The 12,499-nt window shown below is 67.3% G+C and carries 11 protein-coding genes, 1 tRNA gene and 1 pseudogene; 5 read left to right on the plus strand and 8 right to left on the minus strand.

Annotated elements, in window-relative coordinates:
- Positions 1-9: 9 nt before the first annotated feature.
- The 7 genes from FB464_RS14515 to FB464_RS14545 form a co-directional block, all read right to left on the minus strand.
- Complete coding sequence (locus FB464_RS14515; protein WP_116413218.1) at positions 10-1,017, minus strand: acetylxylan esterase; 1,008 nt, start codon at positions 1,015-1,017, stop codon at positions 10-12.
- A gap of 12 nt (positions 1,018-1,029) precedes the next feature.
- A complete protein-coding gene (locus FB464_RS14520; RefSeq protein ID WP_116413217.1) occupies positions 1,030-1,956 on the minus strand; it encodes a carbohydrate ABC transporter permease in 927 nt (308 codons plus the stop codon).
- Positions 1,946-2,860: a carbohydrate ABC transporter permease gene (locus tag FB464_RS14525; RefSeq protein ID WP_246093076.1), complete on the minus strand. Its 915-nt coding sequence runs from the start codon at positions 2,858-2,860 to the stop codon at positions 1,946-1,948. Before FB464_RS14525 ends, FB464_RS14520 begins: the two co-directional genes overlap by 11 nt.
- A gap of 4 nt (positions 2,861-2,864) precedes the next feature.
- Entirely contained in the window at positions 2,865-4,145 is a 1,281-nt protein-coding gene (locus FB464_RS14530) for an ABC transporter substrate-binding protein (protein WP_116413216.1), read from the minus strand.
- Between the two features lie 18 nt (positions 4,146-4,163).
- Positions 4,164-5,765: an FAD-dependent oxidoreductase gene (locus FB464_RS14535; protein WP_116416386.1), complete on the minus strand. Its 1,602-nt coding sequence runs from the start codon at positions 5,763-5,765 to the stop codon at positions 4,164-4,166.
- 2 nt (positions 5,766-5,767) lie between these two features.
- Positions 5,768-6,973, minus strand: a complete 1,206-nt coding sequence (locus FB464_RS14540; RefSeq protein WP_116413215.1) for an SGNH/GDSL hydrolase family protein — start codon at positions 6,971-6,973, stop codon at positions 5,768-5,770.
- Positions 6,974-7,152: 179 nt separating this feature from the next.
- A complete protein-coding gene (locus tag FB464_RS14545; protein WP_116413214.1) occupies positions 7,153-7,455 on the minus strand; it encodes a helix-turn-helix domain-containing protein in 303 nt (100 codons plus the stop codon).
- A 109-nt stretch (positions 7,456-7,564) separates the two neighbouring features.
- Between FB464_RS14545 and FB464_RS14550 the strand changes: the two genes are divergently transcribed.
- Positions 7,565-7,780 (plus strand): hypothetical protein, encoded by a 216-nt coding sequence (locus tag FB464_RS14550; RefSeq protein ID WP_116413213.1) that lies wholly within the window; start codon positions 7,565-7,567, stop codon positions 7,778-7,780.
- 86 nt (positions 7,781-7,866) lie between these two features.
- Here the strand turns inward: FB464_RS14550 and FB464_RS14555 are convergent.
- Positions 7,867-7,953, minus strand: a tRNA-Leu gene (locus tag FB464_RS14555).
- Between the two features lie 198 nt (positions 7,954-8,151).
- Here FB464_RS14555 and FB464_RS14560 point away from each other — a divergent pair.
- From FB464_RS14560 to FB464_RS14575, 4 genes and pseudogenes are all read left to right on the plus strand, one after another.
- A pseudogene (locus FB464_RS14560) lies at positions 8,152-8,820 on the plus strand (FhaA domain-containing protein); the annotation flags it as partial.
- A 335-nt stretch (positions 8,821-9,155) separates the two neighbouring features.
- Positions 9,156-9,836, plus strand: coding sequence for an FHA domain-containing protein FhaB/FipA (locus tag FB464_RS14565; protein ID WP_116413212.1), 681 nt, complete (start codon positions 9,156-9,158; stop codon positions 9,834-9,836).
- Between the two features lie 15 nt (positions 9,837-9,851).
- Positions 9,852-11,099: a PP2C family protein-serine/threonine phosphatase gene (locus tag FB464_RS14570; protein WP_116413211.1), complete on the plus strand. Its 1,248-nt coding sequence runs from the start codon at positions 9,852-9,854 to the stop codon at positions 11,097-11,099.
- 13 nt (positions 11,100-11,112) lie between these two features.
- Positions 11,113-12,495 (plus strand): FtsW/RodA/SpoVE family cell cycle protein, encoded by a 1,383-nt coding sequence (locus tag FB464_RS14575; protein ID WP_246093077.1) that lies wholly within the window; start codon positions 11,113-11,115, stop codon positions 12,493-12,495.
- Positions 12,496-12,499 lie beyond the last annotated feature (4 nt).

Below are 12,499 nucleotides of genomic sequence, written 5' to 3' on the forward strand. Positions count from 1 at the left end.
ACAGCGGCCTCAGCCCCGCAGCACCTCCGCGAACACGCGGAGCGACGCCGCGCGGTCCTCCATCGCCCCGCCCTCGTGCCCGTTGTACGGCCACACCGTCATCTGTTTCGGCCCCGCGTACTCGTTGTACGACGCGAACACGGTCGACGGCGGGCAGACCGGATCCATCAGCGCAGCGCTGTACCAGCCGGGAGCGGAGGCCCGCCGCGCGAAGTTGACCCCGTCGAAGTACGCGAGCGTCGACGCGACCTCCTCAACACGTGAACGTTGCGTCGAGAGGTAGTGCGCGATCTCGGCGTACGGGTTCTCGTTCGTGATCGTGGTCGCGCGCATGATGTCCGACAGGAACGGCACGAAGACCACGGCCGCCGCCAGGTCGTCGCGGAGCCCCGCCACGGCGAGCGCGAGAGCCCCGCCCTGGCTGCCGCCCACCACGCCGAGCCGCGACCCGTCGACGAACGGCAGTGCCGCAACCACGTCGACCGCCAGCACCGCGTCGGTGATCAGGCGCCGATAGTAATAGCTGTCGCGGTCGGCGATGCCCCGTGTCATCACTCCGGAGAACGCCGGCCCGGAGCCGTGCGGGTCTGCGGTCGATCCCGCACCCTGCCCACGGCCGGAGCCCTGCCCGCGCGAGTCCATCACGAAGTGCACGAACCCCGCTGAGGCGTACAGCAGGTGCGACAACGGGTTGCCCCGCCCGCCGCCGTAGCCGAGGTACTCGATCACCGCGGGAAGCTGCGCGCCGCCATCCGCTCCGACCGTGGCCGCGACATCCACGCCCGCCGGCGCGATGAGCCACCCCCGAACCTCGTCGCCCCCGAAACCCGCGAACGCGACATCCGTCACCGTCACACTCGTGAGCGCCGTCGCGAAGGGCGTGAACACGGGCGGCCGCGAGGCGGCGAGCGACCGTGCCGACCCCAGGGTCGCCTCCCAGAACTCGTCGAAGTCGACAGGGTCGACGACGGCGCTGCGGAACGTACGCAGCGCCGCCTCGGGCAGATCGGTGAACATGGCCGTATCTTCTCAGCCTTTGAGGCCGGAGTGGGCGAGACCCTCCACGAACTGCCGCTGCGCGATCAGGAACACGATCAGCACCGGCACCACCGTCATCGTCGCGGCGGCCAGCTGCACGTCCCACATCTCGCCGCCGTAGGCATCCGTGAACCGGGTGAGCGCCTGGGGCAGCGTGAACAGCTCTGGGCTCGTGAGGTAGACCGTCGGTTCGAGGTACATGTTCCACGACCCGAGGAAGGTCAGGATGGCCACCGCCGAGAGCGCGGGTTTCGCCAGCGGCATGCAGATCCGCCACCAGATGGCGATCCGCCCGAGCCCGTCGAGCCGCGCGGCCTCCTCCAGCTCCACCGGCAGCGAGATGAAGAACTGCCGCATGATGAACGTGCCGAGCACCGCCGGCGCCCCGAACGCAGGCACCAGGATCAGCGGCAGATGCGTGTTGATCAACCCCAGCGTCTTGAAGATCTGGAAGAGCGGGATGATCGTCACCTCACTCGGCACCAGCAGCCCGGTCAGCACGATGAGGAAGAGCACGTTCTTGCCGGGGAACCGGATGCGCGCGAACGCGTACCCCGCCAGGCTCGACACCGCCATGGTGACGACCGTGACGATCGCCGCGATGTAGAGGCTGTTGAGGTACTGCCTCGCGAACGGCTGGAACGTGAACGCCTCGGCGTACGCCGACGTCGTCGGGTTGGCCGCGAACAGCGTCGGCGGGGAGGCGAAGATCTCGTTCAGCGGCTTGAACGACGAGGTGATCATCCAGATCGTCGGAACGGCGAACGGGATGACGAGCACGACCAGCGCGGCGATCAGGATGACCGACCGCAGCCGCGAGCGCACGGGCCGGGGCTTCCGGATGCCCGACGGCACCGGCGCCCGGAACGCCGCAGCCGGCGCGGAACCCGTGGGCCGCGCGAGAGTCTCAGTCTTCATAGAACACCCACTTGCGTCGGAGCTGCCACTGCACGATCGTCAGCACCAGCACGAAACTCAGCAGCATGAGTGCGAGCGTCGAGCCGTAGCCGATGTTGTTGAACTGGAACGCCTGCTGGAACACGTAGTAGACCAGCACGGTCGTCGAGAGTTCCGGGCCGCCCTTCGTGAGCACGGCCACCTGCGCAAAGGCCTGCAGCGAACCCACGATCGTGATCACCGACGTCAGCAGCAGGGTCGGCGAGATGAGCGGCAGCGTGATGCGGAAGAAGATGGCCCGCGGGCTGGCTCCATCGATGTGCGCCGCCTCGTACAGATCGCTCGGCACCCCCTGGAGTGCCGAGAGGAACAGGATCATGTTGACCCCGACGCTCCGGATGACCTGGGTGACGATCACGCTGACCATCGCCGTGCCACCGTTCTGCAGCCAGTTCGGGCCGTCGACCCCGGCGAGCGCGAGCAGGTTGTTGATCGCGCCGTTGTCCTGCAGCAGGAAGCCCCAGACCAGCGTCCACGCCACCACCGAGATCACGACAGGGGAGAAGAACAGCGTGCGGAACAGCGCCCCGCCCCTGATGCGCCGGTTGAGCAGAACCGCGAGCCCGAGCCCGACAGCGAGGTTCAGCACGACCACGCCGGCCGAGAAGATCCCGGTCGCGGTCAGCACACTGGACAGCTGCGGGTCGTTGATCGCGGCCGCGTAGTTGTCACCACCGATGAACGTGAGCTTGCCGGTGAAGATGTTCCACTTGTTCAGGCTGAACCAGATGCCGAGCCCGACCGGGATCAGCACGAACGCGATGATCCCGACGAACTGGGGAGCTATGAACAGGTAGCCGGCCAGAACATCGCGGCGCTTCATCGTCCAGAAGCTCCGCTTCCCCTGGCGTACGGCCGTGGTCACGGCGTCACTCCGCCGTCAGCAGGGGCTTCAGGGCCGTGCACATGTCGGTGAGCACCTCTTTCACATTCGCGTCGGGTGTCCACATCCGGTCGAGAACCGTCTTGCCGGTCTGGGCGATCTGCGCCGGCCCGGTGTGCACGGGGGGTGACACCGCCTCGGGCAGCTCATCGACCACGACACGCTGCAGCTGGTCGGCAGTGAGCTTCGTGTTCACGGCGGCGAGCTTCTCACCGGTGAGCAGCGACTGGCGGGGCGGCGGGAAGAACTGGGCCAGCTGGGCCGAGTTCGTCGGGTTGGTCAGGAACGCGAGGAAGTCGGTCGCCTCCTGCGGGTGCTTGCTCGTCTGGAGCACACCCATGCCGGCCTGGCCGAGCACCGAGTAGTCACCCACCGGGCCCTTCGGCAGCGGGTAGATGTCGTAGTCGAACGAGCCGTCGAGCAGGGATGCCCGGCTGACCTGTGCGGTCGTGAAGGCCGAGTCCCCGGCGAAGAAGTCGGCGGTCGTGCCCGGCCCCGGCATCGACTTGTTCACGTAGATCGAGTCGTGCAGGAACTGGAACGCGTCGACCATCTGCGGGCTGTCCATCTCGCAGGTGTCGCCGGCCGCATTCCACGCCTCGGCGCCCCAACCGGTCCAGACCGTGGGCAGGGTCAGCCACGATGAGTAGTTGAAGTCGCGGATGACAAAGCCGGCCTTGCCCGTCTGGGCGTTCACTGCGGCGCCCATCTTCGACACCGTGTCCCAGGTCAGGTTCGCCGGATCCACCGTCTGGCCGGCCTGGGCGAGCAGCGTCTTGTTGACGTACAGCGCGAACGGCGAGTTCGAGAACGGGTAGGCGTACAGCTCGTCGTCCTGCGAGAACGACTTCGCGACGCTCGGCAGGATGTCGCCGTAGTCGTAGCCTTCGGTTGCCTTGAACGGTTCCGTCAGCGGAACCATCGCATCCGACACGATCAGGTCTTTCGCGATGTCGCCGACCCACGCGAGGTCGGGTGCGTTGCCGCCGGCGACCTGGGTGGTGAGCGTGGTGTTGTAGTCCGCGAACGGCAGGGATTCGAAGGTGATCGATTTGATCTCCGGATGTGTCGTCTTGTACTGGTCGGCGATCGAGGTGAAGAGCGCCAGTTGCTTGGCGTCAGAGGTCCACACCGACATCCGCAGGTCGACACTCCCGGGCGCGGCCGAGGTCGGGGCCGCGTTCGGCGACCCTCCCGAGCACGCGGAGACGAGCAGAACCCCCGCCGCAATGGTGGCGAGCGCCGCCAGCTTCCTTGCTGATTTCATTGCCTCTCTCATTCCTTACTAGTAGCCCAGAATCTCGGGCCAGTGGATTTCGATGCCGGACGCCTCGAGACGCGTCTGGAATTCCTCGGTCAGGCTGTCGTCCTCCCACACGGCACACGGGGTCTTCCCCGTTGCCAGGCAGAACGCCGCCAGTTCGCCGGCAGACTCGCCCACATTCCATTCGACAGGATGCAGGCGGTACGCACCGTTCGTGATGTGCGTCGTACCGATGTTCTTCGATGCAGCAAGCAGGTTCACCGTCTCCCGGGGAATGAGGGCCCCCAACGGGATCTCGAACGGGCAGCACTCCACGTCGATGTAGTTGTCGCCACCGGTCGAGGGGTGCAGGTCGATACGGTACATGCCCACGCCGACCGACTTCCCGAAGGTGGCGGGGGCGTCGCTTCCGCGGCTCGCCACCGAGATGTCCTGCTCGACGATGGTCGTGAGGGCCCGGATGCGCCGGGACTCGCGGATGTACGGTGCCTGCGCGAGCCCGTCCGCCGTGCCGAGCACATCGCCGCGGAGGCGGAGCCCCGGCCATCCGAAGCCCCCATCGGGCCGTGGCGCCTCGGTCTGCAACCAGTGGAAGTACGCCAGCGAGAGCTGCCTCGTCGCCTCGAGGTGGGTGGCCGCATCCGGAGCGTCGAGAATCGAGGCGTCGAGGTAGTCGAGCATCGGCCAGTTCGCCAGCACGATGTCACTGTCGTACGTCCCGGGCGTGAAGTTCGACCGGGCGATGATGCGGCGGAACATCCACAGGTCGCTGTCACCGCCCGACAGGCTCTGGTCGGAGTCGAGGCCGTCGACGAGCGGGGGATTCACCACCATCGTGCGGCGTTCCGGTCGGAGGGTGCGCGGGTTCGGGGCGATGAACGACAACAGCCGGTCCCCCCAGAACGACGGTTCGTAGTTCTTCCAGTACTCGTAGTCGGCCGGCCGTTCGATCGTGTTGTCGCCGGGCGCCCAGTCGAAGGCGAAACACCAGGTGACCGCCTGCACATTGTTCGGATCTGCCGTCGCGGGAGCACTCGGCTCACCGTACTCGGCGGCCGATTCCGCGCCCGTGACGTAGGCCGTGCCGGTGAGGGGCAGCAGTTCGCCGGTCTCCGTGGCGTCGAGCACGTATGCCGCACTCACCCTCACCTCGTCGCTGTTCCGGATGTCGCGGAGCAGCACACTCGAGACCCGGCCCTCTGCGTGCTCGGCCGAGACCGGCACGTACGGCTGCAGAACTCGCAGCAACCCGCTCGAACGGAAGGGGGCGAGCAGTTGCTCGATCACAGCTGCCGCCACACGCGGTTCGTGGCAGAGCTTGCTGACCAGGCCCCCGCCGGGGTTCAGCCGCGGATCGCGGCGCGCAGCATCGGTGAGCGGATAGAAGTCCCGGTAGTACTGCCGGATGCTCTCCCTCAGTGTGCGGTAGGAAGCCGTCACGCCGAACTGCTCCACCCACTTGTGCTCATCCGGTGGCACCGCCTGCGAGGTCAGCTGCCCACCGAGCCAGGGGAACTCGTCGCTGAGCACGACGGAACGGCCCCTGCGGAGCAGCGCGAGCGCGGCCGCGACGCCGCCGAGGCCGCCGCCGATCACGGCGACGTCGGCGGTGAGGGTGTTCACGGTCACGCGGGTACCGCGCTCAGCTTGGCGGAGAGCACGCGCCCCATCTCGTGGTACCCGGCATCGTTCGGGTGGATGGTGTCATAGAGCCAGTGATCGGGATCGGATCCGCCCGGGCCCGCCAGCTTGGGGATGTACGCGCCGAAGTCGAAGTAGTCGACGGTCGGATCCGCCGCCGCAACCGACTGCAGGGTGGTGCGGAGCTGCGCCCAGGTGCAGTTCGTCCCGTCGGTCGCGCGCTGGAAGGGAGGCGTCAGCAGGATCGGCGCCGCGGTGTGGGTGCGGAGCAGGTTGATCACATTCTTCGTGTCCGTGTAGATCTGGGCGGGCGTCTTCGAGGAGATGTCGTTCGTTCCCCAGGCCATCGTCACCAGCGAGGGCGAGAACCGGTCGATCGAATCGATCCAGGTGCTCACGCCCGACGAAGCAATCGAGAACTGCCAGGTGGCAGAACCGGACTGCGCGCCCTCCACCACGTGGATCCCCTTGTTCTCGTCGCCGTTGAACAGCCAGACGCCCTCGACGAATGCCGTGCCCACGCCGTAGGTCACTTCGATGAGGTGGGAGGTCGGAGCGTACGAGGCCGAGGTGTACGTGCGGTCACCGACGTTGTCGGCGGTCACCGTGATCCAGGCAGCCCCGTCGACGCGCACCTTGATCTGCGAACCGACCGATTGCGAGCGCCACGCGAGCTTGAAAGAGGTGAACACGGCAGCTGGAAGGGAACCGACGCCAGCAGCGGCCGTGAGCGGCACACACCGACGGCCCACACCGTACTGTGTACCGTTCACCGGCGTGCCACTGAAATCGAATCCGGCTTCGGGCGGCATCTGCTTGTTCTGGGCCACCGTCGTCTGGTGCCGTGCCGCAATGTAGTCGAGGCCGCCGACCGCGCCCGACGAGTAGCTCTGCCGCAGGATGTCGCGCACCTGCGCCGGGTACCCCTTCTGCAGGGCCGTCGCGCCCTGCCCTTCGGTGATCGAGTCACCGAGCATCAGAATGGTGCACTTCTGTGAGCCGGCCAGATTCCGCTGGGCATAGAACGAGGCGAGCTTGTCGTTCGGGCCGTAGGTGAACTGCGGGAGCACCGCCGGAGCGGCGAGCGCGGCCTGCGCCGGACCCATCGCGGCGAGGCCCACCGTCAACGCGGCCGCGCCGCTGCCGACGATGAACGATCTTCTCGAGAATGGTCTGTCGAACGATCCCATGACACTGCTCCTTTGCAGGTAATTCGTATTGTGCGCCGATCTCGCCGGTTCCCCAGTGACTCTAATGCGCCGTCGCACGCAGAGAAAGCTTTACGTCAGGTAATCTTCATTGCCTGCCTGGGGGCCTCGCGGACTAGCTGCGGGCACGCATGAGCCACCCCAGCTCTCGGGGCAGGGGCTCAGCCCTGGCGGCGCTTCTGCTCGCGAATCAGGTCGGCAGCCGTGAACTTGTGTGTGCGACCCGGGATCATGTCCGGCGTGAGCCCCGTCACCCACTGGCCGGGGTCCGCGTTCATCGCCCCTGCGAGCGCCACGATCGTCGACAGGCTCGGGTTCGTCTGGCCCCGCTCGATCTTGCCCACGTTCGTCACATGCATTTCCGCAAGCTCCGCGACATCCTCCTGGCTCAGCCCGAGGCGCTGCCGCGTGTCCCTCATGCGTTCGCCGACCAGGCGCGCAGCTTCGGAGTGGGGTTCGGCCATACCTCAGGACTACCCGCCCGCCCATTCTGCAGCCAGAGTGAATACACCTGAGGTCTATGAGCCTCAAGCCCAAGAAACCTGTTCGAGGCCGGAAGCTAAGCTCAGAGCCATGACCGACTCCGACCCTGCCGGCGCCCCGCGCCGCTCCGCCCCCGCGACCCTGCTCGCCTACGGCTTCCTCATCCTCGCCTTCGGCCTGCTGGTCACGACTCTCGGCCTCGTCTTCAACGGCGCGATCGTCTCCTTCGGCCTCGCGCTGGCCGCGTTCGGCGGCATGTTCGCCGCCTTCGGCGCCTTCCTCACGTTCTTCCCCCGCCGCCCCTGACGACGCACTCCGTCGGCCCTCGGCTCCCTCGCCGAAAAAGAAGAAGGCCCCGGGCCGGATTACCGGTCGGGGGCCTTCTTCTGTGCTGGTGCGCGAAGGGGGACTTGAACCCCCACGTCCTTACGAACACACGGACCTGAACCGTGCGCGTCTACCAATTCCGCCACTCGCGCCAACTCAGCGAGATTAGCACTGATAGAGCGGAATCCGAAAACGGCCGTGCCGGGCATCCTCTCGTCCACAGGCTGCAGATCGACCGGAAGATACTCACTGCAGGCCTTTAACACGTAGGGCCAGTACTATCTGTCGTAGCATTCATGCCGGCACCTTGTGCGCGACGCGACGTCTGGCACACAGAAAATGGGAGACGCGTGGGAATACTGGACAACTTCGAGAAAGGTCTCGAGCGCGCTGTGAACGGCGCGTTCGCCAAGACCTTCCGCTCGGGGCTGCAGCCGGTTGAGATCAGCTCCGCCCTCAAGCGCGAGCTCGACACCAAGGCGGCGGTGGTCTCGCGTGACCGCATCCTGGTGCCCAACAGCTTCCGCGTGCTGGTCGGTTCGAGCGATTTCGAGCGCATGAAGAGCCTCGGCCCGACACTCGTCGACGAGCTCACCCAGGTGGTGCAGAAGCACGCGGGTGCGCAGGGCTTCCAGTTCGCCGGCAGCGTCAGCGTCACCCTTGCCGAACAGCCACGCCTGAGCGCAGGTCTCCTCGAGATCGAGAGCTCGACGGTGCAGCGCGACGTGGTCTGGGCTCCGGTTCTGGATGTCGCGGGGAAGCGCTACCCGATCACCCGGTCCCGCACGATCATCGGCCGCGGCCGCGAAGCCGACATCACCGTCGAAGACACAGGGATCTCGCGAAAGCACATCGAGATCCTCTGGGACGGCAGGCACGCAGAGGTGCGCGACCTCGACTCGACGAACGGGTCACAGCTGAACGGCCAGGCGGTCACCCGGGCCGTCGTCGAGCCGGACTCCGTCATCCAGATCGGGCGCACCCGCGTCGTGTTCCGTGTGCTGGCGCAGGCCTCCGACGTGCAGGCCTTCGATGCGGCGAGCCCATCCGGTGCCACGCACAGTCCCGCACCGCCGGCCGCCGTTCCTCCGGCCGCGACACCGCCGGTTCCTGCACCCGCTCCTGCTCCCGCACCCGCTCCCGCAGAATCGCCTCGCAGGGCCGCCGCAGCCGAAGCCGCTGCCGCTGCTGACCACGACGACGATGCCCCCCGACGGGCGAAACGCGCACCCCAGCGGCCGCGACGCGCCTCCCGTGACGAGCCGGCCCCCGGGGCGGCAGCGCCCTTCCCGCTCGACGACCCCGCACCGGAAAAGGGCCAGCCGCCGGAGCCCGGCGGATTCCGGTGGAATCTATGAGCGAGCTCACCCTCCTGATCCTTCGTTTCGGTTTTCTCGCGTTGCTCTGGGTCTTCGTCTTCGTGATCGTGTACGCGATGCGTTCCGATCTGTTCGGACAGCGCGTGCGCAAGATGCGCGACCCGTCGGGCACAGCGTCCGCCGGCAGCGCGCCGGGCTTCTCGCCGCCCCCGGCCAACGCCGGCATCGGCGCGGCACCGGCCCAGGCGTCCGCCGCGCCCGTCGCACCGTCTGTACCGCAGGGCATCGTCGTCGGTGCCGCCGCATCGGCCGCCGGCCTGCCGGGCACATCGCACCCGCCGACACCGCCGCCGCAGTCGAAGGTCCCCGTGTTCACCCCTCTCGAAGGATCGAGCGCGGGAGTGCATCCGCGGGCCACCACAAGCAACGCCCACAAGCTCGTCATCACATCCGGCACCAAGGCCGGAACCGAGATCGAACTCGGGGTCGACCCGCTCACGATCGGCCGTTCGACGGACTCGAGCGTGGTCATCCGCGACGACTACACCTCGACCCACCACGCACGCCTCCTCAACTGGAACAACGAGTGGGTCATCCAGGATCTCGACTCCACCAACGGCACCTACCTCGACGGCAAGCGCGTCACCCAGCCCACGCCCGTCGCCCTCAACACTCCGGTCAGAATTGGGTCCACCAGTTTTGAACTGCGGCGCTAGGCGACCGGGGGCATCATGGCATTGGTGACGGAGAGCGCTGCGGTCTCGCATGTGGGCCGGGTACGGGCGAACAACCAGGACAGCGGGTACGCCGGCCAGTCCCTGTTCGCCGTGGCCGACGGCATGGGTGGGCACGCCGGCGGTGACGTCGCCAGCGCTCTCGCGCTGAACAAGCTCCTCGAGATCGACGGCGAGTACAGTTCCGCCGTCGACGCGGAGTTCGCGCTGCAGGAGGCCATCGTCAGCGCGAACGCCATCCTCGCCGAAGCCGTGTACGAGCATCCGGAGCTCACCGGAATGGGAACGACCCTCTCAGCGCTGGTGCGGGTCGGCCACAGTGTTGCCCTTGCCCACATCGGCGACTCCCGCATCTACCGGTTCCGCGACGGCAAGCTCAGCCAGATCACCACCGACCACACCTTCGTGCAGCGCCTCGTCGACAACGGCCGCATCACCGCCGAAGAAGCCAAGGTGCACCCGCGGCGCTCCGTTCTCATGCGGGTTCTCGGCGACGTCGACTCGACGCCCGACGTCGACCTGCAGGTGATGGACACCCGGCCCGGCGACCGCTGGCTGCTCTGCTCCGACGGTCTCACCGGCGTGGTCGACAACGACGACATCGCGAAAGCCCTCACCGACAACCCTGCACCGCAGGCTGTCGCCGACCTGCTCGTGAAGCAGAGCCTCGACCATGGGGCACCCGACAACGTCACGATCGTGGTCGTCGACATCAGCGAGTCCTTCACGGGCAGCACCTACATCCCGCAGACGGTCGGTGCGGCATCCCGGCCTGTCGCCTACGGTGGCGCGCAGAACCGCAAGTCGACGCGGATGCCCGGGCTCCGCCTGCACCCCAGGGGAAGCGGCTCGCAGGAGCCGTCGCACTTCGAGGCGCAGGGCGATGACTACCTCGACGAGTTGATCGATGAAGACCGCCGCCGGAGCCGCAACCGCAGGATCACCTGGCTCGTCGGCAGCATCGTCGTGGTGCTCGCCATCGCCGCCGGTCTCCTGCTCGGCTACCAGTGGACGCAGTCGCGCTACTTCGTCGGCCAGACGAACGGCCATGTCGCGATCTACCAGGGCGTTCAGCAGACCATCGGGCCGATCACCCTGTCGCACGTGTTCGAAGACACCGGCATCAGCGTCGACACACTTCCGGCGTACATGCAGAGCCAGGTGCAGAACACGATCAGCGCGGACACGATCGATGCGGCGCGGGCCACCGTGCAGAGCATCAGTGACACGGTGCCGAGTGGCTAGCGGCGGTGTCGCTGTGGCATCCACCACAGAGGGAGCGACCCGGGCGAAGCCGGTGCGCCGCATCCACGTGCCCGAGAAGCTCCGCAATCTCGAGCTCTTCCTGCTGCTCTTCGCCTGCCTCGTGAACGCCGGCGCGGTGGTGCTCGTGCAGCTCGGAGCAGAGGGGGCCGTGGACTACGGGCAGGTCGCCCTGCTCGGGGCCGGCCTCTCCGTGCTGGTCATCGGCGCCCACATCGCGCTTCGGTTCGTCGCGCCGAACGCGGATCCGTTCATCCTGCCGATCGCCACCCTCCTGAACGGGATCGGCATCGCCGAGATCTACCGCATCGACCTCCAGATCCCCGGGTCGACGGGCTGGGACAGCACCGCCGTGCGCCAGGTCGTCTGGAGCGCCATCGCGATCATCGCCGCGCTAGTCGTGATCGTCGCGCTCCGCAACCACCGCGTGCTGCAGCGGTACACCTATGTGTTCATGGCCCTCTCGGGCGTGCTGCTGGTACTCCCTCTCCTGCCCGGAATCGGCAAGGAGATCTACGGTGCACGGGTCTGGATCGGCATCGGACCGCTCTCGTTCCAGCCCGGCGAGGTCGCGAAGATCGCCCTCGCGATCTTCTTCGCCGGCTACCTCGTCTCCCGGCGTGACAGCCTCTCGGCCGTCGGGCGCAAGTTCCTCGGCATGCGGTTCCCGCGCGGGCGCGACCTCGGGCCGATCCTCGTCATCTGGGCCGCCTCGATGTCGGTGATCATCTTCCAGCGCGACCTCGGCACGGCACTGCTCTACTTCGGGCTCTTCGTCGTGATGATCTACGTGGCGACGGCACGCCTCAGCTGGGTGATCATCGGTGTCGGCCTGTTCCTCGGTGGCGCCCTGATCGCCAGCCGGGTGCTGGTGTACGTGAACGACCGCTTCTCCAACTGGCTGGATCCGTTCTCGACCACCAACTACGACGCCCAGGGCGGCAGCTACCAACTCGTGCAGGGTCTCTTCGGGCTCGCCAACGGCGGACTCATCGGTACGGGCCTCGGGCAGGGGCAGCCCGACATCACCCCTCTCGCCCAGAGCGACTACATCGTGGCGAGCCTCGGCGAGGAGCTCGGCATGGCCGGTCTGTTCGCGATCCTCGCGCTCTACCTGCTGTTCATCGCCCGCGGGCTCCGGATCAGCTTCGCGGGCAATGACGATTTCGGCCGGCTGCTCGGCATCGGCCTCACGTTCGTGATCGCGCTGCAGTGCTTCATCGTGATCGGCGGCGTCACCCGCGTCATCCCGCTCACCGGGCTCACCACACCGTTCCTCGCCGCGGGCGGCTCGTCGCTCGTCGCGAACTGGATCATCGTCGCGCTGCTGCTCCGGCTCTCGGACACCGTGCGCAACCAGCCCAGGCTGGTGGTGTAGCCGC

It is taken from the genome of Subtercola boreus, from assembly GCF_006716115.1.
Classification (GTDB): domain Bacteria; phylum Actinomycetota; class Actinomycetes; order Actinomycetales; family Microbacteriaceae; genus Subtercola; species Subtercola boreus.

Excerpts from the sequence above, each read along its gene's own strand:
- FB464_RS14515 (WP_116413218.1), bottom strand. The coding sequence starts at position 1,017 with ATGTTCACCGATCTGCCCGAGGCGGCGCTGCGTACGTTCCGCAGCGCC.
- FB464_RS14520 (WP_116413217.1), bottom strand. The coding sequence starts at position 1,956 with ATGAAGACTGAGACTCTCGCGCGGCCCACGGGTTCCGCGCCGGCTGCG.
- FB464_RS14530 (WP_116413216.1), bottom strand. The coding sequence starts at position 4,145 with ATGAAATCAGCAAGGAAGCTGGCGGCGCTCGCCACCATTGCGGCGGGG.
- FB464_RS14540 (WP_116413215.1), bottom strand. The coding sequence starts at position 6,973 with ATGGGATCGTTCGACAGACCATTCTCGAGAAGATCGTTCATCGTCGGC.
- FB464_RS14545 (WP_116413214.1), bottom strand. The coding sequence starts at position 7,455 with ATGGCCGAACCCCACTCCGAAGCTGCGCGCCTGGTCGGCGAACGCATG.
- FB464_RS14550 (WP_116413213.1), top strand. The coding sequence starts at position 7,565 with ATGACCGACTCCGACCCTGCCGGCGCCCCGCGCCGCTCCGCCCCCGCG.
- FB464_RS14565 (WP_116413212.1), top strand. The coding sequence starts at position 9,156 with ATGAGCGAGCTCACCCTCCTGATCCTTCGTTTCGGTTTTCTCGCGTTG.
- FB464_RS14570 (WP_116413211.1), top strand. The coding sequence starts at position 9,852 with ATGGCATTGGTGACGGAGAGCGCTGCGGTCTCGCATGTGGGCCGGGTA.